The 21,109-nt window shown below is 36.1% G+C and carries 18 protein-coding genes; 11 read left to right on the top strand and 7 right to left on the bottom strand.

The window, feature by feature from the left end; genetic code table 11:
- The first annotated feature begins 241 nt into the window (after positions 1–241).
- The 3 genes from ACH2CJ_RS00855 to ACH2CJ_RS00845 all read left to right on the top strand — a co-directional run bounded on the left by ACH2CJ_RS00855 (position 242) and on the right by ACH2CJ_RS00845 (position 3,504).
- Entirely contained in the window at positions 242–1,888 is a 1,647-nt protein-coding gene (locus tag ACH2CJ_RS00855; protein ID WP_394990175.1) for a S8 family peptidase, read from the top strand.
- A 328-nt stretch (positions 1,889–2,216) separates the two neighbouring features.
- A complete protein-coding gene (locus tag ACH2CJ_RS00850) occupies positions 2,217–2,780 on the top strand; it encodes a DJ-1/PfpI family protein (RefSeq protein WP_394990174.1) in 564 nt (187 codons plus the stop codon).
- A gap of 130 nt (positions 2,781–2,910) precedes the next feature.
- Positions 2,911–3,504, top strand: coding sequence for a tRNA-(ms[2]io[6]A)-hydroxylase (locus ACH2CJ_RS00845; protein WP_394990173.1), 594 nt, complete (start codon positions 2,911–2,913; stop codon positions 3,502–3,504).
- A 148-nt stretch (positions 3,505–3,652) separates the two neighbouring features.
- On the opposite strand, the gene ACH2CJ_RS00840 is transcribed toward ACH2CJ_RS00845, so the two are convergent.
- The 3 genes from ACH2CJ_RS00840 to priA all read right to left on the bottom strand — a co-directional run bounded on the left by ACH2CJ_RS00840 (position 3,653) and on the right by priA (position 7,421).
- Positions 3,653–4,534, bottom strand: a complete 882-nt coding sequence (locus tag ACH2CJ_RS00840; protein ID WP_394990172.1) for a hypothetical protein — start codon at positions 4,532–4,534, stop codon at positions 3,653–3,655.
- 44 nt (positions 4,535–4,578) lie between these two features.
- A complete protein-coding gene (locus ACH2CJ_RS00835) occupies positions 4,579–4,773 on the bottom strand; it encodes a hypothetical protein (RefSeq protein ID WP_394990171.1) in 195 nt (64 codons plus the stop codon).
- A 155-nt stretch (positions 4,774–4,928) separates the two neighbouring features.
- A complete protein-coding gene (priA, locus tag ACH2CJ_RS00830; RefSeq protein ID WP_394990170.1) occupies positions 4,929–7,421 on the bottom strand; it encodes a primosomal protein N' in 2,493 nt (830 codons plus the stop codon).
- A 246-nt stretch (positions 7,422–7,667) separates the two neighbouring features.
- Between priA and ACH2CJ_RS00825 the strand changes: the two genes are divergently transcribed.
- The 4 genes from ACH2CJ_RS00825 to ACH2CJ_RS00810 all read left to right on the top strand — a co-directional run bounded on the left by ACH2CJ_RS00825 (position 7,668) and on the right by ACH2CJ_RS00810 (position 10,221).
- Positions 7,668–8,462 carry a (Fe-S)-binding protein gene (locus tag ACH2CJ_RS00825; protein ID WP_394990169.1) on the top strand — a complete coding sequence of 265 codons (795 nt, stop codon included), beginning with the start codon at positions 7,668–7,670 and terminating at the stop codon, positions 8,460–8,462.
- Between the two features lie 161 nt (positions 8,463–8,623).
- Positions 8,624–9,124, top strand: coding sequence for a hypothetical protein (locus ACH2CJ_RS00820; RefSeq protein ID WP_394990168.1), 501 nt, complete (start codon positions 8,624–8,626; stop codon positions 9,122–9,124).
- A 36-nt stretch (positions 9,125–9,160) separates the two neighbouring features.
- Positions 9,161–9,658, top strand: coding sequence for a GAF domain-containing protein (locus ACH2CJ_RS00815; RefSeq protein WP_394990167.1), 498 nt, complete (start codon positions 9,161–9,163; stop codon positions 9,656–9,658).
- Positions 9,655–10,221, top strand: coding sequence for a bifunctional precorrin-2 dehydrogenase/sirohydrochlorin ferrochelatase (locus tag ACH2CJ_RS00810; RefSeq protein WP_394990166.1), 567 nt, complete (start codon positions 9,655–9,657; stop codon positions 10,219–10,221). The genes ACH2CJ_RS00815 and ACH2CJ_RS00810 overlap by 4 nt, the downstream gene beginning before the upstream one ends.
- 37 nt (positions 10,222–10,258) lie before the next feature.
- Here ACH2CJ_RS00810 and ACH2CJ_RS00805 read toward each other — a convergent pair whose 3' ends face one another.
- Positions 10,259–12,025 carry an ABC transporter ATP-binding protein gene (locus ACH2CJ_RS00805; protein WP_394990165.1) on the bottom strand — a complete coding sequence of 589 codons (1,767 nt, stop codon included), beginning with the start codon at positions 12,023–12,025 and terminating at the stop codon, positions 10,259–10,261.
- Between the two features lie 210 nt (positions 12,026–12,235).
- On the opposite strand from ACH2CJ_RS00805, the gene ACH2CJ_RS00800 reads away from it, so the two are divergent.
- Both ACH2CJ_RS00800 and ACH2CJ_RS00795 read left to right on the top strand, forming a co-directional pair.
- Complete coding sequence (locus tag ACH2CJ_RS00800) at positions 12,236–12,922, top strand: hypothetical protein (protein WP_394990164.1); 687 nt, start codon at positions 12,236–12,238, stop codon at positions 12,920–12,922.
- Positions 12,923–13,029: 107 nt separating this feature from the next.
- Positions 13,030–14,199, top strand: a complete 1,170-nt coding sequence (locus ACH2CJ_RS00795) for a glutathionylspermidine synthase family protein (protein WP_394990163.1) — start codon at positions 13,030–13,032, stop codon at positions 14,197–14,199.
- A gap of 182 nt (positions 14,200–14,381) precedes the next feature.
- Here ACH2CJ_RS00795 and greA read toward each other — a convergent pair whose 3' ends face one another.
- Positions 14,382–14,855 carry a transcription elongation factor GreA gene (gene greA, locus ACH2CJ_RS00790; protein ID WP_394990162.1) on the bottom strand — a complete coding sequence of 158 codons (474 nt, stop codon included), beginning with the start codon at positions 14,853–14,855 and terminating at the stop codon, positions 14,382–14,384.
- A gap of 237 nt (positions 14,856–15,092) precedes the next feature.
- On the opposite strand from greA, the gene fmt reads away from it, so the two are divergent.
- Together fmt and ACH2CJ_RS00780 are read left to right on the top strand one after the other, a co-directional pair.
- Positions 15,093–16,004: a methionyl-tRNA formyltransferase gene (gene fmt / locus ACH2CJ_RS00785; RefSeq protein WP_394990161.1), complete on the top strand. Its 912-nt coding sequence runs from the start codon at positions 15,093–15,095 to the stop codon at positions 16,002–16,004.
- An 80-nt stretch (positions 16,005–16,084) separates the two neighbouring features.
- Positions 16,085–18,439, top strand: a complete 2,355-nt coding sequence (locus ACH2CJ_RS00780) for a prolyl oligopeptidase family serine peptidase (protein WP_394990160.1) — start codon at positions 16,085–16,087, stop codon at positions 18,437–18,439.
- Positions 18,440–18,502: 63 nt separating this feature from the next.
- Here ACH2CJ_RS00780 and ACH2CJ_RS00775 read toward each other — a convergent pair whose 3' ends face one another.
- Both ACH2CJ_RS00775 and ACH2CJ_RS00770 read right to left on the bottom strand, forming a co-directional pair.
- Positions 18,503–20,548, bottom strand: a complete 2,046-nt coding sequence (locus ACH2CJ_RS00775) for a glycoside hydrolase family 3 N-terminal domain-containing protein (protein WP_394990159.1) — start codon at positions 20,546–20,548, stop codon at positions 18,503–18,505.
- 101 nt (positions 20,549–20,649) lie between these two features.
- Entirely contained in the window at positions 20,650–21,081 is a 432-nt protein-coding gene (locus ACH2CJ_RS00770) for a MarR family winged helix-turn-helix transcriptional regulator (RefSeq protein WP_394990158.1), read from the bottom strand.
- Positions 21,082–21,109 lie beyond the last annotated feature (28 nt).

Genomic DNA, 21,109 nt, shown 5'->3' with positions numbered 1-21,109 from the left:
CACAGCAATTAACAAAAGAAAAAAAGAAGCAAAAAAAGAAAATTTACAACAACAATAGTAAAAATACTGTCTAAACTATTGGGTACACCTTATTAATCAAAACAGTGCTTTTTCGTGCTTGGGACATGTGGAGCGTGAGCTTTCTATAAAAACCAAAGATTTCAAGAAAATTGACTTAAGCAAAGAAAATGTAAAGAAATTGATGGTGATAAAATAGATAGATTTTAACATTTGCTTGGCTATGAAACATCACAAAATAAGTCTGTTAGTTTTGCTATTTTTTTGCCTTTGCGAAAAAAGTTTTGCCCAAACAAAGTATAAATATTTAGTCTTATTAAAAGACAAAAATAATTCGCCCTATTCTATTAATTCTCCACTGGCTTATCTTTCTCAAAAATCAATTGAAAGGCGTTTTAAACAAGGAATCACCATCAAAACAAGTGATTTACCCCCAAATCCAACATACATTTTCGATATTCTGCAAACAGGTGCGACAGTTATCTATAAATCTCGTTGGATGAATGCTGCATTAGTAGAAGCGACAGAAACTCAGAAAAATACAATTTTAAATTTACCCTTTGTCAAAGGAATTGAATTCGATCGCCCGCTCAAACAAGTAAGAAAAGTGGATATTTTCGATAAATTTGCCATAGAAAAAATCGAAAGCCTTAACTATGGAAATGCTACCGCACAAATACAATTATTAGGTGCCGATATAATGCACGAACAGGGTTTTCATGGCGAAGGTATGCTTGTTGCTTTATTGGATGATGGTTTTCTGAATGCCAACATAAGTACTTGTTTACAAAATCTTTTTTTGAACAATAAAGTAGTAAAAATCTATGATTTTGTGGATAATGATAATACCGTTTATGAACAAGGCGGACATGGAACAGCAGTTTTGAGTACAATGGCTGGTTATCTTGATAATCAGATGATTAGCCCTGCTTTTGGTGCTTCGGTGGCACTTTTTCGTACAGAAGACGGTGCTTCTGAAACGCCTTTGGAAGAGGCAAACTGGCTTTTTGCGGCAGAAATGGCAGATAGTTTAGGTGCAGATATTATTAGTTCGTCGTTGGGGTATAGTACTTTTGATAATGCTGCTGATAATTATACACCTGCCATGATGGATGGAAAAACTGCTCTCAGCACACGAGCAGCGGATTTAGCCTCCGAAAGAGGAATAGTCGTAGTGATTTCGGCAGGAAATTTGGGAGATAATTCTTGGCAAATCATCACTGCTCCAGCAGATGCCGATTCGGTTTTGGCGATTGGAGCAGTAACACGAGATGGCATTTATGCCCCGTTTAGCTCAAGAGGCAATACTGCCGACGGGCGAATAAAGCCCGATGTTGTGGCAGTTGGTAGTGGCACGTCACTTTGCAATACTTCGGGCAATGCAACAGCGGGTAATGGAACTTCATTTTCAGCTCCTTTAGTGGCTGGTTTAGTAGCTGGTTTTTGGCAAGCAAACCCTTACCTTACGGCTCAGGAAGTTACTCGTTGTATCCGAAAATCTGGGCATCAGTTTGCTTCGCCAACGATACAATTAGGTTATGGTTATGCCAATTTTTCAAGAGCAAATATCGTCGTGCAAAATGAGTTTTTAATTTCAGCAATAGAGCCAAACTCCGATTTGGTTTCAATTACGATTTTACCTTCTAATAAATCTGATGTAGAATTAAAATTCGCTAACTCATTAATTAACAACCAGTTACGAACAACTTTCATTAATCAAACCACTAAACAAATTCTTTATCAAGATACATTTACGCTTAATAATAACCAAACAACTAAAACGATTTCGTTTGATACCATCAGCCCTGATATTCTTTTACGAATCGAAGATTTAACCCAAAAAAAGACATTAAAAATTATCAGATGGTAGTCTAAAATTTTTCTGCAAAAGCCTTTAAAGTGATACTTGGCTTGCTCAATTTGTTCGGTTTAAATATTTGGGTGGAAATTCATTTCATCACATTGTTGGCTCTAATTTTTAAGTACAATCACCAAAAAACAAAAAGTTTAAACAATTTGAGATTCTACTTTGTGATTTACAAATAATTCGATTCTTTCCGTTCGTGTTAATTTCGTGAACCCGTTTCAACAACGGCAAACACAAAAACTGAATTGAAATTCAGCCGAATTTCTAAAAAAACTATTCTTATGGAAGAATGTTTTTATATTTGTTTCTTAATTCAACCTTATTTTATACAATGTCAAAGAAAGAAAAAATTCTCATTATCACTGGCGATGCAGGTGAAGGTTACGAATGTTTGTATGGCAAACACCGCTTTGAAGAAGCTGGATATGAATCTGTTATAGCGGCACCGAGTGTAAAAAGACTCAATTTGGTTATCCATGATTTTGAACCTGGCTGGGATACTTATATCGAAAAACCAGGGTATATTGTTGAGTCAAATATTGCTTTTGAAGATGTAAAAATTGAAGATTACGTTGCTATTTTGATCTTGGGCGGAAGAGCTCCCGAATTTTTACGACACAATGAAAAATTAATAGAAATTGTAAGAGAATTTGACAAAGCTGATAAATTTATTTTCTCTATTTGCCACGGAATTCAGATTCTGACAGCAGCAGGTTTGGTTAAAAACAAAACTGTTACTTGTTACGAAAACGTACGATTTGAAGTTGAAGCCTGTGGAGGTAATTATGTCGGCAAAAATGAAGCCGTAAGAGATGGAAAATACGTTTCTGGGCAAACATGGCAATCTCACCCTGATTTTTATAGAATGGTTTTTGAATGTTTGAATGAGATATAAATTTTACCGTGCAAAGTGTATAAACTTCGCACGGTTGCTCTTCATTCTCTCAAAATGACATAAGGAAATGTCAAAACGCCACTGCGAATAAAAAGTCTTCGCAGTGCAGGAATTTTTATAATTGAAAAAAATGTCTGTTTTAAGATTAAAATTACCTACCGACCCAAGATGGGTCAATATTGTTGAGAAAAACATTGAAGAGATTCTTTCAGACCACGCTTGGTGTGAACAAAAAGCTGCTACCAATGCCATCACCATTGTTACAAACAATCCTGAATATCCAGACCTTGTAACTGATTTATTGGCCTTAGCCAAAGAAGAATTAGAGCATTTTCAGATGGTACACGCCATTATCAGAAAACGAGGATTGAATTTTAAAAGGGAGCAAAAAGACAAATATGTAGTAGAGTTAGCCGATTACATGAAGCGAAGTAACAGTGGTAGTCGTGTATCAGGTTTAGTAGAAAGACTCCTTTTTTCAGCCATGATAGAGGCCCGAAGTTGTGAACGTTTTAAGATACTTTCTGAAAATATTCGTGATGCCGAATTGGCTATATTTTATAGGCAACTCATGGAGAGTGAAGCAGGGCATTATACCACTTTTATAACTTATGCCCGCAAATATGGCGTAGGTATTGACGTGGAAAAACGTTGGCGAGAATGGATAGCATTCGAAGATTCTGTAATAGCCCGCTACGGAAAATCAGAAACTATTCATGGTTAATTTTGTGTGTGATTTTTGCTTTGCGAAGCTTGCAAATCGCACGAGTGTTATATGACCCCAATCTGCAAATGCCGTTTTAAAAACGGGATGTCAAAGTACCTTTGCGAAGGAAGATTCTTCGCAGAGCGGAGTTGATTTGAAAGTAAATTCATTGCTTCATTACTTCAAAATCAAAAATATTTTCAATTTGAAAGTCTTTTGTATTTGTGGAACGAAATTCGGGCCTCAATAAAATGCCTTTATTCATTACTTGGAGAATTTTTATGTAGCTTGACCTGTACTCAGAATAAAAATACCATTTAATATTTTCATTTGATATTTTTAACCCATTTTGTTCAATCCATATGTGCCTTTGCAAAATTAAGTCAAAGTAAATCATTAACTTATGGATTACTGAATCTACATATGGACGGCTGGGGAGGTTATTAAATATGATAGGTTTTTTTATCTCATCAATAATTTCATTGAGATTTGATGTTTTTATTTCAAAAGAACCATTTCTTGAAATTTTTTGGTCAATATAAAATGGTATAATCCAAGATTGTTTAGGCGTTTTAGTTTTGGTAATATCTGAAATTAATTTATCTCTTGTAAGTGCCGCATTTTCTTCGACTAATTCATTTAAGAATTTATTAATTTTTGTTAAATTCAATAAATTCCTGTCATAACTAAATAACTCTTTTCCAAAATCTGTTAGATAATCATTGTAGCTTGATTTAATATTGGGAACTGTTGAATATTTTATACTCCTTAAATGATATTCACCATCAAACCAGTTTAGCAAACAACCAGTATTATTATGCAACTTCCCGTATTTTTCAATAAATTCTCCTTCAATCAGTAAAGCTGTATTTTCATCTACATTTTCTGCTATAAAATTCACTGAATAATTATTACAGAATTTCGTTACAAAAGAAGTCCAATGACTATGACGATTTATGCTAAATGCTCTTGATTTTTGCCCCTTTCCAATATAAAATGGAGTATTGGTTTCAATATCAATGTGGCAATATACATAAAAACTATCCATAATTATTGAGAGTCAATTACAAGGTTAATTATAAATAATTGAATTTATTCTTCGGGAAAGCAAGAGTTTAGCTCATTTTCAGATAACTGGTCAACAGATAAATTACCGCTTTTGGGGTCGAAATTAATTTTTTCTTTATTAATATGTGGGAATTTTGCTTGAATTTTCTCAATAATCTCGTTTAGAATTGATTGGTTCAATTCATTTTCTATACTATTTTCTACTTTTAAATTGAACATACTTTTTTTATTTTTCAAACTTGTAAAAATACAACAATATATAATTATAATTAACTGATTATAAATTAGTTACAAAATCTGCCATTCAGATTTACTTTACAATGATATAAATATTTCTGCAACATTCCAAAGCTATCTCTCTAAACTTCAAAAACCTACACCGCATCCACATCAACCACAACAAAAACACCTCTAAACTCACGTTGTGTCATCACCGCATCAACTTGTTCTTGCAAGAAAACTTTTGCAGCCTTTATGTTGAGTTTGTCTTTTTCGAGTTTTAGCAAAATATCAAACAAAAACTTATTTCTTACTCGCTCTACCATTCCTTTTTCGGGGCCAAGTACACGGGCTTTGCCGAGTTTTTCTAATAATTTATTGGCCAACCAATGAGCAGCTTTTTCGGCTTTGTCTTGTTCTTCGTGTTTGACCGTTATCGAAATCACACGAGTAAAAGGTGGGTAAAAATATCCTTCTCGCTCCTTAATTTCGTCATTATAATAACCCATATAATCGTTATTCACCACTTTATGCAGTAAACTTTGCGTTGTATTGCCTGTTTGAATCAACACCAAACCTTTTTTCTCACGCCTTCCTGCCCGTCCGCTTACTTGTGTAAGCATTTGAAAAGCACGTTCGGCCGCTCGAAAATCTGGAAAATGTATCATGCGGTCAGCATCAAAAATTCCGACCAAACTTACTTTGTCAAAATCAAGACCTTTGCTAATCATTTGTGTTCCGACTAAAATATCGGTATTTCCCTGCTCAAACTCTCCAAGAATAGTTTGGTAGGCATTTTTGGTACGAGTGGTGTCCAAATCCATGCGTTGCACACGAGCCTTTGGGTACATAATTCGTAAATCATCTTCCAATTTTTCTGTACCAAAACCCACCGTTTTTATTTTTCCCGAACCACAAACTGGGCAAGCCTTCGGAATTTCTTCTTTATGTCCGCAATAATGGCAACGTAATTCTTTCGAGTCGAGATGATAAGTCAAACTCACAGCACATTGCTCACATTCGCCAATCCAATTACATTCTTGACAATTCAAATACGGCGAATAACCTCGACGGTTTTGAAAAATAATCGTTTGATCACCAATCTCTAAATTATGCTCAATATGTTGGCACAAAGTCCCCGAAAAATCATTTTTCATGGTTTTTGCTTTACGTGCTGCCTTCAAATCAACCAAATGAATATCGGGCAATTGGGCATTTCCATAGCGTTGGTTGAGCGACACTAAACCGTATTTTCCTGTGGTAGCTTGATAATAACTCTCGAGCGATGGCGTTGCCGAACCCAACAAGATTTTTGCTCCTTGTTTCAGCCCTAACATAATTGCCACATCACGTGCATGGTAGCGAGGGGCAGGGTCATATTGCTTATACGAGCCTTCGTGTTCTTCATCAACAATTACTAAACCCAAATTGTCCATCGGTAAAAAAACCGCCGATCGCACGCCGACCACAAACTGATATCGTCCTTCCAAAACACCTCGCCAAACTTCCACTCGCTCATTGTCTGAAAACTTGGAATGATAAACGCCCATTTTATCGCCAAAAACCCGCTTCATTCTGACCACAATTTGGGTCGTAAGTGCAATTTCTGGCAAAAGAAACAATACTTGTGAGCCACCTTCTAGCACTTGTTGAATCAAATCAATATAAATCTCAGTTTTTCCACTTCCCGTAATTCCGTGTAGCAAAACCACATCTTTATCCTGAAAATTCGATAAAACTTCATTGCTTGCTTGTTGTTGAGCGGGTGTCAATTCTATTTTCACTGGTTCGGCAGGCATATCATCAGCAAAGCGAGAAACGACTACTTCAAACTGCTCCAAAATACCTCTTTCAATCAAAGTACTTAAAGCCGAATCAGAGGTTTCGCCTTTCGTAAAAAGCGATTTGTCAACTCCTAAAGAATTTCTCTCCGACAATTGGTGCATTGGAATTTGCCTTAAATATTCCAAAATAACGGTTTGTTGCTTCGCCGATTTCGCCAACGAATCAATCAAATTTGCTACTTCTTCTGCTCCTTCATAAACTCTTTTCAAGCGAACTTTCTTAGCAATTTTTGGCTTATATTTTTCCTTAACTTCTTCATACATAATAATTGCGTGCTTTCCAATCAGCGATTTTATCATAGAATTGATATTGGTTTCGTCCACAAATTTGATGGCATCATCATAAGTCAAAGAAGCGTGATTTTTCAGAATATCCAAAAACTCAATTTCTTTTTCATCCAATAATTCAGGGTGGTCAAAATCTGGATTTATCTGAATCCTTGATTGACTCGTTACTTTCAAACCCGACGGCACCGCAACGTTCATCACTTCGCCCACGCAACACATGTAATAATCAGCAATCCAATCGAACAACCAAAGTTGTTGTTTGGTAATAAGTGGCTCATTATCAAGCAATTCGAGAATGTATTTTGCCTGATATTTTTCGGGAGGCGTATTATGAATCCGACCAACGACGGCCGTAACCACACGGTTTTTACCAAATTGCACGATAACCCTCGCCCCAATTTTTATTTCGTCCACAAAATTCCTCGGCACACGATAGGTAAACATTCGTGGAATTGGCACTGGCAAAATCACATCGGCAAAATAAGTTGTTTCAACAGAAAAAAGATTATCAGACATAAGAGCAATGGGTGAATGAGTGCCACAATGGAATTGAATTATTGAATGAATGAATGTTTTAAAAAATCAGCATCAAATACATTCGAAAGAATGGTTCAAAGGTACTAAATTCAATCTTTGCTTTGAATAAAGCCCTTCTTAATTATCATAACAATGAAACATTACAAATAATTTTCAGCTACTCGCTTGCAAATATTATGCACGCATACTATTTTTGCTAACAATCGTATTCAATCAATTAACACTATGGCAGAAACTATCGAATATAAAGTACCTACAATGGCAGAAATGGCTGCAAATGGTCAAGAACCCGAAGTGCTTTTTTGGGTGGGTTGTGCAGGTTCGTTTGATGACCGATATAAAAAAGTAACGATTTCATTTGTTAAAATTCTAAATAAAATCGGTGTAAAATTTGCCGTTCTCGGCACAGAAGAAGCTTGCACGGGCGACCCAGCTCGTCGTGCAGGAAACGAATTTACCTTCCAAATGCTTGCTCAACAAAACATTCAAGTGTTAAATGGCTATGGCGTAAAGAAAATCGTGACGGCTTGCCCGCATTGTTTCAATACGCTCAAAAATGAATATCCCGAATTGGGTGGAAATTACGAAGTGATACACCATTCGACATATTTACAACAATTAATCAACGAAGGTAGAATAAAAATCGAAGGTGGCGGCTCGTTTAAAGGTCAAAAAATCACCTATCATGATTCGTGTTATTTGGGTCGTGCTAATGATATTTATGAAGCTCCACGCCAATTATTAGAAAATTTGGATGCCGAATTGGTAGAAATGAAGCGTTGCAAAACCAACGGACTTTGTTGTGGTGCAGGTGGTGGGCAAATGTTTAAAGATGCCGAGAAAGGAACAAAAGAAGTAAATATTGAGAGAATTGAAGACGCTTTGGCTACTGGAGCAAAAACAATTGCCGTTGCATGTCCTTTCTGCATGGTAATGATGTCGGACGGAGTAAAAAACAAAGAACGTGAGCATGATATAAAAGTTTATGACTTGGCGGAGTTGCTCGAGCAAGCGATGTAGTAAAACAAGCTTCCAACTTGTTTATTGACAATAGAAATAAGTTAGAAACTTATTCTACAAAATTTTAATTGTCTTTATCGGAGACTATTTTCAAAAAAATATTGTTTCTAAACTAATTATGCCACACTTTTGATTGTGGCATTTTTTTTTAAGCCAATAACATGTATATAGATTTCGATAAAATTCCGCAAAATGCCCGTATTTGGGTATATCAAGCCAATCGTCAATTAACTGATAATGAGGCGATTACGATTGGGGATTATTTAAAACCTGCCGTTAATCAATGGGCTGCTCACGGGGCAACTTTATTGGCTTCGGCAAAAGTTTTGCATAATCGTTTCGTCATTATTGCTCTCGACCAAAATATGAATGCCGCCAGTGGTTGTTCAATTGATGCTTCTACACATTGGTTTAAAGAGTTAGGCGAGACTTTAAATATTGATTTCTTCGACCGTTCACAGGCTTATTTTGATGGCGATGAAATCAAAACTTTCTCAGTTTTCCAATCAAAAAAAGCCGTTGAAAGTGGACTTCTTTTACCCGAAACCATTATTTTCAATAATAATACTTTAGAAAAATTTAGCGACTTATCAAACGGATGGCAAATAAAAGCCATTGAGGCTCCAACTTTGAAACGTTTTTTTGTTAAAACATTCGCTTAATCCATTTGGACAAAGCTGTTCTTCGTCCCACAAAATATGGCTGAAACATTATATATTCCTGAAAATGCTTCTCGAAAGGCAATTTATGAAAGCATTATTCCTCAAATCGAAGGACTTTTGAGTGGTGAAACTGACGAAATTGCTAATTTATCAAACTTCGCTGCGGCTTTGAAAGAAGCCTTTGATTTCTTTTGGGTGGGGTTTTATATAAAACGAGAAAACCAATTGGTTTTAGGACCTTTTCAAGGACCAATTGCTTGTACTCGCATCAATTTCGACAAAGGTGTTTGTGGATACTGTTATCGCACAAAACAAACTGTTATCGTACCAAATGTTGACGAATTTCCTGGGCATATTGCGTGTAGTTCAGCTTCAAAATCTGAAATAGTTTTACCAGTTTTTGATAAAAATAGCGAGATTTTGATGGTTTTGGATGTTGATAGTGATAAATTAGATGATTTTTCGGAAGTAGATAAAGAAGGATTGGAGCAATTGGTTAGAATTTTAGAAAAAACTTTGACAGCTAAAAAATGAACACATTATTTCCTATATTTTTAAAACTTGAAGAACTACACACGCTCGTTGTTGGCGGTGGAAATGTGGGTTTAGAAAAAATAGAAGCTATTTTCAGAAATTCACCCAAAGCAAAAGTAACGCTCGTTTCTCCCGAAATTCGTGACGAAATAAAGGCTTTGGTTTCGCACCATAATTTGACTTTGATTCAAGAAAAATACCATATTTCGCACCTTGAAGGCATAGATTTAGTTACGGCAGGAACAGATAGCAAAGAAGTAAATCGCCAAGTACGAGACGATTGTAAAGTTAAAAAAATACTAGTCAACATAGCAGATACGCCCGATTTATGCGATTTTTATTTGAGTTCGGTGGTAGTGAAAGATGATTTAAAAATTGCCATTTCAACCAATGGAAAATCACCAACCTTTGCGAAGCGTTTTCGGGAAATTTTAGAGGAAATTATTCCTGAAAACCTGCAAGAAACATTGAATAACTTGCAGGCTATCAGAAACAAATTAAAAGGAGATTTTCAGAGTAAAGTTCAGAAACTCAACGAAATCACGAAGGTTATGCAGGAGTAGGCAAGTCAATAGTCGGCAGTCCACGGAAAACCCACCTTTATGCTACTACAACCTTATTCTTACGTTCCCCTATTTGTTGTCTCCACATAGCATAGTACAAGCCTTTTTCTACTAAAAGTTCTTCGTGTTTACCCACTTCAATGATTTTTCCTTGTTCTAAAACAAAGATTCTATCGGCGTGCATGACCGTACTTAGGCGGTGAGCAATCATTACCGTAATATAATCACCTTCGGCGGTTACATCTTTTACGGTGTTTGTTATTTCTTCTTCGGTCAATGAATCTAAGGCCGAAGTTGCTTCATCAAAAACAAAAATCTTTGGATTCCTTAGCAATGCTCTTGCAATTGAAAGGCGTTGCTTTTCTCCACCCGAAATCTTGATCCCGCCTTCGCCAATGACAGTATCAACGCCATTTTCGGCTCTTTCCAAAAGGTTTTGACAAGCCGCTTTTTGTAAAGCATCTAATATCTCGGCATCGGTCGCACGAGGTTGAGCAAAGAGCAAATTCTCTTTAATTGTTCCAGAAAACAATTGCGTATCTTGCGTTACGAAGCCAATTTGCGAGCGTAATTCTTCGATATTTATTTCGTGTGAAGGTAAATTATTGTAATAAACAGTTCCTTCTGATGGGTTATAGAGTCCAACTAAGAGTTTTACTAAAGTTGTTTTTCCTGAACCCGACGGCCCCACAAATGCCACAGTTTGACCTTTTTGTACTTCAAAATTTACAGTATCCAATGCTTTTCCTTGTGCAGTTAAGTGGCTAAAACTAACATCTTCAAATTTTAAATTATTTACCGCACCCAATTTTGTAGGATGGTCGGGAGTAACTTCAATGGGGTTGTTAATTAGCTTTTCGAAATTATTTAAAGACGCTTCTGCTTCACGGTAAGCGATAATTACATTGCCCATTTCCTGCATTGGCCCGAACACAAAAAACGAACAAAATTGCAGCGTAAGTAGCTGACCAACAGTCATTTGGTCTTTAAAAATCAATAACAATAAAAGAAATAAAATTGCTTGACGAAGGAAGTTGACAAAGGTACCTTGGATAAAACCAATACTACGAATACTGCGAACTTTCTTCAATTCCAATTGCAATATTTTCAAGGTATTTAAATTCAAACGCTTGATTTCTTGGTCGGTCAAACCCAAACTTTTAATCAACTCAATATTGCGAAGCGATTCGGTAGTTGTTCCTGCCAAAGAAGTTGTTTCTTTAGTAATGACCCGTTGAATTTCTTTGATTTTTTTACTCAAAACCTTCGTTAAAAAAGCCAAAGCGGCTGCTCCACCCAAATACACAAAAAATAACCAAGGGCTAATGCCAAAATGAAAGATATAGACATTTAAAACAATAATACCAATCAAAGAAGTAAAACCAACATTGACAAAAAGCGTGATAAATTTTTCGGTATCGGTGCGTACTTTTTGTAAAACTGAAAGCGTTTCACCGCTTCTTTGGTCTTCAAATTGCTGATATGGAAGTTTCAGCGTATGTTTCAAACCATCTGTAAAAATAGACGCTCCAAATTTCTGAATAACCATATTCATCACATAATCTTGGAGTGTTTTGGCAATTCTACTGACCATTGCCACACCTACAACTGCCAAAAGCATTAATAATACACCTTTTGTATAATCTTCTTTAGTAAAAGTTTTAGCTTTACCAGCATATTCATCCACTATTTTTCCAAAAATAAGTGGGTCAAGCAACGAAAAAGTTTGATTAATGGAAGCTAAAAATAAAGCTAAAACTACTTGCCAACGGTAGCGACTAAGGTAATGTAAAAGAAGTTTCATTTAAAATTCCTCCAAGGATAATTGTTAGGTATATGCTTTTTAACATATACTTTTAGCAAATAATTCCAAAGTTTTTAATCAGAAACTCGCTATATTTACAAAAATCATCTCTATTTTCGTCCAAAACAAGCTTGTAAATTACCATTCTTACAAAGATGCTTTTTTGGTAATTATTTTTCAGAAACCTTTACGCACCAAATCTAAACCGATATGACACCTGTAAGTAAAAAAACATTTATCAGAAAAGTAAAAGATATTACCATAAGTAGTACGCTTGCCTTAGCAATTTTGGGAGGTGGTATGACTTTGCAAAATTGCGGCAATAGCTCAGAAAACGACTACGAATATGAAGAAGTGGAAGTTTATACCAAAGGCGTAAAAACCTATATTTCGGAAACTTCAAAGGGTATTTTTAAAATTTCTGACGAAACAGAAGTGCCTGCCGATAGTTCGGAGGCAATCGTAACTTATCTTGATGGTAGGAAAGAAATTCTTTCTCCACAAATAGTTAAAGGACTGATAGACAGCGAATTAAAAACAGATTCGGCCTCAATTGGTGAAAAGAGCAATCTTCCAAATGCACTTCTTTTTGGCGGAATGGGTTATTTATTAGCAAAAACTGTTAGTCCAAATTATATGACTTATCGCCCCGATGTGAGTGGTGTTAAAGCAAATAATTCGACTTCAAAAACCGATTCTACTCATTCTACTCGCTATCATCGTAGTCATTTTGGTGGTAGTGGCCTTATGATGGCATATTTTTTAACATCTGGAGCTTTCAATCGTTCAAACTCAATTCATCAAAATATCGGAAACTCTCGTTCAACTATAACCCGACCTGTGGGCGGACGTACTGGCTTTTTTCATGGGGCAAGTCGTGCAAGTCATGTTTCTTAAAAATATCAATAAATTTAGAGGCTTATTGTATAAGCCCTTGTCGTAAATATATACTAATTCGCACACAAGGGTTTATGCTGCAAATCCCTACCTATATTTTGTAAAAAATGAAATTAAAAAAACTATCTATTCCACCAGAATCGTCACTCCGAAATGCAGGTTGGGATTGGATGCTGGGTGAAAATACTTTGCCCTACATCACTAATGAAATGGTTATTATGTCTGAAAATGAGGCAGAAAAATATTATGATTCTGCCAACGAATTATACGAAATGTATATCGTAGCAGCACAGCTTGTAATTGATAATCAACGATTTACAGAATTAGGAATTCCTGAAAACTTGGTTGAGTTAGTTAAATATTCTTGGGAAAATGATAGCCATTGGCATCTCTATGGTCGTTTCGATTTGAGTGGAGGTTTAGATGGAAAGCCAATAAAATTGATAGAATTCAATGCCGATACAGCTACTTGTATTCCAGAAACAGCAGTAGTGCAATGGGCATCATTGAAAGCAAATGGCTTGGATGAAAGTAACCAATTTAATACACTTTATGAAGCTTTGGTAGATAATTTCAGAGAATTACAAGGTCAAAATCCAGGTTTTAAGCCTTCGTTATTAATTTCAACTATGAAAGATTTCCCTGAAGATGATACCAATATGCAAGTTTTAGGAGAAGCTGCTAAAGAAGCTGGTTTTGAAGTAGCTTTTGATACCATCGAAAATGTTGAATTTTCGTCAATTGAAGGTATTTTTAAGCAAAATCCAAACGGCGGAAGTTTCATCAAGTATGATTATTGGTTCAAGCTAGTACCATGGGAATATATCGGTTGGGACGAACCCGAATTATCAGGAATTTTGACTCAAATAGCTGTCAATAAAAAAGCAATTATTCTGAATCCTGCTTATACTTTGTTGTTTCAATCGAAGGCAATATTGAAGGTTTTATGGGAATTATTCCCAAATCATCCTCTTTTGTTGAGAACTGAAAATCAGTCAATTTTAGGTAAATATTGTGTAGAAAAGGTGCTTTTTGGGCGTGAGGGAGCCAATATAAAAATGCTTTCACCTTCAGGAACATCCTTAGAAAAAACTGATGGAGAGTATGCAGAACAGAAAACGGTTTTTCAAGAATATACCGAATTTTTGCAAGATTCAGCAGGAAATCGCTATCAAGCAGGAGTTTTCTTTGCAGGTGAAGCATGTGGATTAGGCTTCCGCAGAGGTGGGAAAATATTAGATAATACTGCCCAGTTTTGTGGGCATATTATTGAATAAACGATTAATAATCTAAAGCAAACATAAAACTAAGTAAGATTAGCTCTCAAATTTTACCATACTTAGTTGCCAAATACCATAAAACATTAGGTGGACATAACTTCTAAAAGTCATGTCCACCTAAATGCTCAAGAAAACGCTATTTATAATCAAACATTTACTATTTGAAATAGCCGAAAACATTATCTACTAATTTCTAAAATCTCTACTTCAACCATTCCTGCGGGGGCTTGAATTTGGGCAATTTCGCCTAATTTTTTACCAAAAAGTCCTTTACCAAAAGGAGAATTCATTGAAATTTTTCCTAATTTCAAATCCGCCTCTTCTTCTGCAACAAGCATATATGACATCGTTGCACCGCTTTTTATGCTTTTAATTTTCACTTTCGACAATAGCGAAACCTTCGATGTGTCAACGGTCGATTCGTCCAAAATTCGGGCATTGGCAACAATTTCTTCCAATTTCGATATTTCCATCTCCATTAGACCTTGGGCATCTTTGGCAGCATCATATTCTGCATTTTCCGACAAATCGCCTTTGTCTCTTGCTTCGGCAATCTGAGCAGCAATACTGGAACGACCCTTAAATTTCAATTCGTGAAGTCTATTTTTTAGGTTATTAAAACCTTCTTCTGTGTAATATTGAATCTTTGACATAACGGTTATAAATTTAAAAACCCCTAACTTTTTTAGGGGTGGACAAAAAAAGAACGGCGAAAATTCGACCGTTCCTGATAAAACTTACATTTTATTACAGAAACTACCTGAATTTCAGTCGAAAAAACACTTTATTTGTTCGTTTTCTTTTCATTTGCTTAATTTGAAAAACAAAGGTACAAAGTTTTTTTAAAAATCAAGCGTTTTTAAAACTCACATATTTATAACGAATAAAACATGAGAATAGTTTTTATGGGTACGCCAGATTTTGCAGTGGCGAGTTTAGCAAAATTAGTTGAAAATGGGTGTGAAGTAGTAGCTGTTATTACTGCTCCAGACAAACCTTCGGGGCGAGGATTGCAGATGCACGAAACGCCAGTGAAAAAATATGCCGTTTCACAGAACATCCCTGTTTTGCAACCTGAAAAACTAAAAAGCCTTGATTTTTTAGAACAATTACGTAGCTATCAAGCTGATTTACAGGTAGTTGTGGCTTTTAGAATGTTGCCCGAAGTTGTTTGGAATATGCCAACCATTGGTACTTTTAACCTTCATGGCTCACTTTTGCCGCAATATCGTGGGGCTGCTCCTATCAATTGGGCGGTGATAAATGGTGATGCCGAAACGGGCGTAACAACTTTTTTTATTCAACAAGAAATTGACACTGGAAACATTATTTTTGCAGAAAAAGAACCTATCTTGCAAGACGATAATGCAGGTACAGTGCATGATAAATTGATGGAGCGAGGAGCAAATTTGGTACTAAAAACAGTGCGTGCAATTGGGGCAGGAAACTATCCGCAAATTCCTCAAAAAATGGACGTGGAACTGAAAGCCGCTCCGAAAATTTTCAAAGAAACTTGTCAAATAAACTGGAATCAATCGGCCGAAAAAGTACATAATTTTGTGCGTGGACTTTCGCCTTATCCAGCATCATGGACGGTTTTGGCAGAAAAAACTTGTAAAATTTATCAGTCAGAAATAGGAAGTTCAGCAAATGACGAGTCAGAAATTGGCAGTTTCAAGACTGATGGAAAGACATTTTTGTCATTTCGATGTTCAGATAAATGGTTGAATATCAAAGAATTACAATTGGAAGGCAAGAAACGAATGAGTATTGAGGAGTTTTTGAGAGGTTTTAGGTTTTGATTTTTTCAAGCCCTTTGGGCTTTTGTTCAATGTTATTTAATTACGGATTTTTTACAAATATATTTACAACCCTTCATCAAATGAAAAAAGTATTTTTACTATTAATTGCTACCTGTTTTCTACAAACTACTTATAGTCAATTACTTACGGTAGAGAAAATCATGCAAGACCAATCGAAATGGATTGGTACTTCGCCAAGTAATCAATTTTGGTCAGAAGATTCCAAAACGATTTATTTTTCGTGGAATCCTGATAAAAACAAAGGCGATTCTCTTTATAAAATTGTTTTACCCGAAAAAAAAGCTATCAAAGTTACACCAAAAGAACGTCGTGCTTTACCTGCCCAGTCGGGCGATTATAATAAAAACTATTCGATGAAAGTTTTTGAAAAGCAAGGTGAAATTTTTTTAATGTATCTTAAAACACTGAAAATCAAGCAATTAACTAATACTATTGAACGAGAATCAAATCCTTATTTTAGTGGAGATGAAACAAAGATTATATTTTCGAGAAACGGAAATTTGTATAACCTTAGTTTAGAAGATGGTTCGATTTTACAATTATCGAATTTTATCACGGGAAGCAAAAAAGCCGAAGCAAAACCGGCCAATGACGAAGAAAAATGGTTGAAAGCCGACCAATTAGTCATGTTTGAGGTTTTGAAAGAGCGAAAAGACAAAAAAGACGAAGCCGATATAATAGCTAAAGCCGATTTACCCAAACGCCCAAAAGAAATTTATACTGATGACAAAACTTTGGAACTTCCACGAGCAAGCCCTGATTTGCGATACATTACTTACCGACTTTCTACACAACCCAAAAATGCCAAAAGTGCCATCGTACCAAGCTATGTAACAGAGTCGGGTTTTACGGAAGATTTACCCGCCCGCACAAAAGTGGGTGCTCCATTGTCAAGTTATGAAAATTTCATTTATGACATCAAAAAAGATACTACTTATCAAGTCATTACGAAAGATATTGTAGGTATTACTGACCAGCCTGAGTTTTTGAAAGATTATGCCAAAAAAGATACCACAAAAAAGAAAGCATTGCCTCGAAAAATTACGATTTCAAGTCCAACTTGGTCAACAAATGGCACTTTTGCCGTAGTTACAATACGTTCAATTGATAACAAAGACCGTTGGATAATGCTCCTCGACCCAGCCACTGGCAAACTCAAAAACCTCGACCGTCAACACGACGAAGCATGGATTGGTGGCCCTGGAATTAGTGGCTTTGGTGGCGGAAATATCGGTTGGATTGATGACCAAACGCTATATTTCCAGTCGGAAGCTGATGGATATTCTCATCTTTATACAATTAATGTGCTGACAAATGAGAAAAAACAACTCACCAAAGGAAAATTTGAGGTACAACAAGCACAATTATCAAAAGATAAGCAATCGTTTTATTTGATTACAAATGAAGTACATCCTGGAGAGCAACATTTCTATAAAATGTCCGTCGATGGTCAAGAAAAAACCAAACTCACAAGCATGGTAGGTGGAAATGACGTAACACTTTCGCCCGATGAATCAAAATTAGCCATTCGATATTCATATATTAATAAGCCGTGGGAGTTGTTTTTGCAGGAAAATACCCCTAATGCTAAAGCAGAGCAATTGACTTCTTCATTGACTGACGAGTTTAAAGCCTATCCTTGGAAAGATGCTAAAGTTATTTCGTTTACGGCACGTGATGGCGTAGAGATTTTTGCAAGAATTTATGAACCAACTGCTAAACTCAAAAATAAAAAAGCGGTTGTATTCGTCCATGGTGCTGGTTATTTACAAAATGCCCATAAATGGTGGAGTCAATATTCGAGAGAATACATGTTTCATAATTTATTAGTGGACAAAGGCTACACAGTTTTGGATATTGACTACCGAGCAAGTGCTGGATACGGGCGAGATTGCCGCACAGGAATTTATCGTTTTATGGGTGGAAAAGACTTAACCGACAATGTGGACGGTGCAAAACTTTTAGTAGATAAATATGGTATTGACCCTAAAAAAATAGGCATTTACGGCGGTTCGTACGGTGGTTTTATTACATTAATGGGGATGTTTACTACGCCAGATGTTTTTGCGGCAGGTGCGGCTCTTCGTCCCGTAACCGACTGGGCAGCTTATAATCATGGTTATACTGCCAATATTCTAAACGAACCACAAACCGATAGCTTGGCTTACCGAAAAAGCTCCCCAATCTACCATGCAGCGGGCTTGAAAGGACATTTATTGATTTGTCATGGCGTAGTTGATGTCAATGTGCATATTCAAGATTCTTATCGTTTGGCTCAACGTTTAATAGAGTTGAAAAAAGAAAACTGGGAAATGGCAACATATCCAATGGAAGACCACGGTTTCGTAGAACCAACTTCGTGGATGGATGAATATAAGCGTATTTTGAAGTTATTTGAAGAGAGGTTAAAGTAAGCAGTAATAATATAAAAAGCCGTCATTATTGCAATAATGACGGCTTTTTAGTACAAAAATCAATTATTTATAGCTTAATCCATCGCCAAATTTAAACAAAGCATAACCTTTTGGCTCCAAAAAGCCTGGTACATCTGACTTATTTTCTGCGGCGGCTTTTTCTGAAATTGGTGTTGAAAAAGGCATTTTTCCAGTCGGATTAAACGCCCCACTCACAATATCTAACAACGCTTCTTGAGTTGTTCCGAATGTGGCTAATATCGTTTTTGTGTTACTTTTATCAAGTTCATCAATTACCCATGGACTACTAAAATTAATCACTACAACAGTTGGTTTGGCATTTATTAATTCATTTACGTGGGCAATATCAATTTTATTTTTCGACAAACTCAATTCGATTGGCTTACCTCCTGAACTAAATAAACCTCCTGCACTCGGTATCAACCATAACAACACCACGTCTGCTTCTTCTTTGGTTGATACAAATTCAAATCTATCATTTGCTATCGTAGGCTTTTTAACCGTTATCGGAGTTTTGGTTCTACCGTTATCGTAATACGTTTCAAAAAAAACTTTCGGGCGGCTTTCTGTCTTGTTTTTCACTATTGGTAAAACTTGGGCATCATTTCGCAGTAAAACAATAGATTTACGTTGTGCTAAATCTGCCCTTTTCTGAAATTCGGCATTACCAACTAATTTTACAGCTGCATCGGCATCTACATAAGGGTTTTCAAACAAACCTAATTCAAATTTTTCTCTCAAAAGTTTGATGATTGATTCGTTGATTCGGGCTTCTGTTACCAATCCTTTTTTGACGGTTTCTAACAATAAAGTGGGGTCTGCACCACCCGAAAAAATATCGACACCTGCTTCAATTGATTTTTTGTAACGCTCCAAAACGGTTAAATTTTCAACACCCCAAGGCATCATATCAATCGGGCCAGTATCAGAATTAATGATACCTTTGAAGCCTAATTTTTTACGCAATAAATCTTGAATGATAGCTTTATTGTAAGAGAATCCTACGTTTTCAAATTCTTTACCTTTAGGGGCTGAATAATAAGGCATGATAGATGAAGTGCCTGCATCAATGGCAGCTTTGAATGGCTTGACATGGTAATCAAACATACCACCAGGGTAATGAGCAAATTTTCCCCAATCAAAATGAGAATCCTGTCCACCCTCTTGCGGGCCACCACCTGGAAAATGCTTAGTTGTCATTGCAACCGAGTTTTTACCTAATTTATTACCTTGAAAACCCAAGACTATTTCACTAATCATGTTGGAAGCTAAGTCGGCATCTTCACCAAAAGTGCCTTCTACACGTTGCCAACGGGGTTCTGTTGCCAAATCGGCCATGTACATATAGCCTTTGCGTATGCCAACAGCCGACCACTCTTTAGCGGCAATTTCGGCAAATTCACGGGTTAATTTCAAATCTCGCATGGCAGCAAGACCCAATTCGCCAGGCCATTTTGAGAAAACCGTTGTACCAACGCTCAAACCAACGGCAGCATCCATCGTTACGTGATTTCTCGGATTTGAGGCGACTATGGCAGGAATACCCAAACGAGAAGTTTCGCACAAGGCTTGCAAATTATTTGCCCAATCGGCCAATATCTTGGCACTTGGGTTAGCTCTAATAATAAAATGACGGAGATTATATGTCATTACTCCTTTGGTTGTACCCGCTGCCGACATGATTGGAACAGCCAAAGGTTTTCGGGTAAACATATTGTTGGGTTGCAATAAATCTTCCTCGTTGAATCCACTTGTGATTTCGACTCGTGGTGCGTTTTGTTGAAAAGCGAAATCGCCCGCCAAACGGGTGGTGCTGATAATCATAAAACCAATTTTTTCTTCAATAGTCATTTGAGAAATCAGGTCTTTGATTCGAACTTCATTGGGTAAACGCCAGTCTTCGTATTTATCAAGTTTTTTGTTTTTGTTAAGGTCTTTGAATTCCAAATTGTTGATTTTCAGAATCTCCGCACTTCGTTTGCCGAGTTGAGGTTGAGCTACTGGTTTTTGAGCAAAAACATTCGTTATTGCTACCAATAATCCTACATAAAGAACTATCTTAGTTTTTGACCTTTTGAATATTTTCATTTTTTATAGGGTGATTTAAGGTTGAAAATTGTAAATTTATTTACTTTTTATTGAAAAAATCTCAATAATAGTTGACAAAATCAACTAATGTTACAAAAAACTCATTCTTTAGCAGTATTCTTAATTTTGGATAAAACCTTTGAAAAAATAATCAATTCCTCTTCATTTACATCAGCAATCAAATAATCTAAAATACGCCCTTCAATTTCTAATAATTGATTAACCGCTTCAATACCAGTCTTTGTCAGCATCAATATTTTTTTTCTTCTATCTTCAGTATCGGTAACCCTCGCTACCATATTTTTTTTCTCTAACTCGTCAATTTGCCTCAAAATCGCCGATTTATCTTTACTCATCAACAATGATAAGTCTTGTTGGGTTAATGTTAAATTTTCGTGTGAGTTCAATAAATTGAGTATCACAAATTGTGTGATAGTAACATCAAAATCGCTTTCTTGGAATGATTTGGTGACGAGCTTTCCTATTATTTGTAATGTGGCGGCCATTTGCATTCTTATCGAAATTCTATCCATATCTGCTTTTTTTGATTAAAATAATGAT

It is taken from the genome of Emticicia sp. (assembly GCF_043780375.1).
In the GTDB taxonomy this organism is placed as follows: domain Bacteria; phylum Bacteroidota; class Bacteroidia; order Cytophagales; family Spirosomataceae; genus Emticicia.
This window is presented reverse-complemented; position numbering and strand designations above follow the sequence as displayed.

What these genes read in the sequence shown, in the direction of transcription:
- ACH2CJ_RS00855 (WP_394990175.1), top strand. Translation starts at nt 242, where the DNA reads ATGAAACATCACAAAATAAGTCTGTTAGTTTTGCTATTTTTTTGCCTT.
- ACH2CJ_RS00850 (WP_394990174.1), top strand. Translation starts at nt 2,217, where the DNA reads ATGTCAAAGAAAGAAAAAATTCTCATTATCACTGGCGATGCAGGTGAA.
- ACH2CJ_RS00845 (WP_394990173.1), top strand. Translation starts at nt 2,911, where the DNA reads ATGTCTGTTTTAAGATTAAAATTACCTACCGACCCAAGATGGGTCAAT.
- ACH2CJ_RS00840 (WP_394990172.1), bottom strand. Translation starts at nt 4,534, where the DNA reads ATGGATAGTTTTTATGTATATTGCCACATTGATATTGAAACCAATACT.
- ACH2CJ_RS00835 (WP_394990171.1), bottom strand. Translation starts at nt 4,773, where the DNA reads ATGTTCAATTTAAAAGTAGAAAATAGTATAGAAAATGAATTGAACCAA.
- priA (WP_394990170.1), bottom strand. Translation starts at nt 7,421, where the DNA reads ATGTCTGATAATCTTTTTTCTGTTGAAACAACTTATTTTGCCGATGTG.
- ACH2CJ_RS00825 (WP_394990169.1), top strand. Translation starts at nt 7,668, where the DNA reads ATGGCAGAAACTATCGAATATAAAGTACCTACAATGGCAGAAATGGCT.
- ACH2CJ_RS00820 (WP_394990168.1), top strand. Translation starts at nt 8,624, where the DNA reads ATGTATATAGATTTCGATAAAATTCCGCAAAATGCCCGTATTTGGGTA.
- ACH2CJ_RS00815 (WP_394990167.1), top strand. Translation starts at nt 9,161, where the DNA reads ATGGCTGAAACATTATATATTCCTGAAAATGCTTCTCGAAAGGCAATT.
- ACH2CJ_RS00810 (WP_394990166.1), top strand. Translation starts at nt 9,655, where the DNA reads ATGAACACATTATTTCCTATATTTTTAAAACTTGAAGAACTACACACG.
- ACH2CJ_RS00805 (WP_394990165.1), bottom strand. Translation starts at nt 12,025, where the DNA reads ATGAAACTTCTTTTACATTACCTTAGTCGCTACCGTTGGCAAGTAGTT.
- ACH2CJ_RS00800 (WP_394990164.1), top strand. Translation starts at nt 12,236, where the DNA reads ATGACACCTGTAAGTAAAAAAACATTTATCAGAAAAGTAAAAGATATT.
- ACH2CJ_RS00795 (WP_394990163.1), top strand. Translation starts at nt 13,030, where the DNA reads ATGAAATTAAAAAAACTATCTATTCCACCAGAATCGTCACTCCGAAAT.
- greA (WP_394990162.1), bottom strand. Translation starts at nt 14,855, where the DNA reads ATGTCAAAGATTCAATATTACACAGAAGAAGGTTTTAATAACCTAAAA.
- fmt (WP_394990161.1), top strand. Translation starts at nt 15,093, where the DNA reads ATGAGAATAGTTTTTATGGGTACGCCAGATTTTGCAGTGGCGAGTTTA.
- ACH2CJ_RS00780 (WP_394990160.1), top strand. Translation starts at nt 16,085, where the DNA reads ATGAAAAAAGTATTTTTACTATTAATTGCTACCTGTTTTCTACAAACT.
- ACH2CJ_RS00775 (WP_394990159.1), bottom strand. Translation starts at nt 20,548, where the DNA reads ATGAAAATATTCAAAAGGTCAAAAACTAAGATAGTTCTTTATGTAGGA.
- ACH2CJ_RS00770 (WP_394990158.1), bottom strand. Translation starts at nt 21,081, where the DNA reads ATGGATAGAATTTCGATAAGAATGCAAATGGCCGCCACATTACAAATA.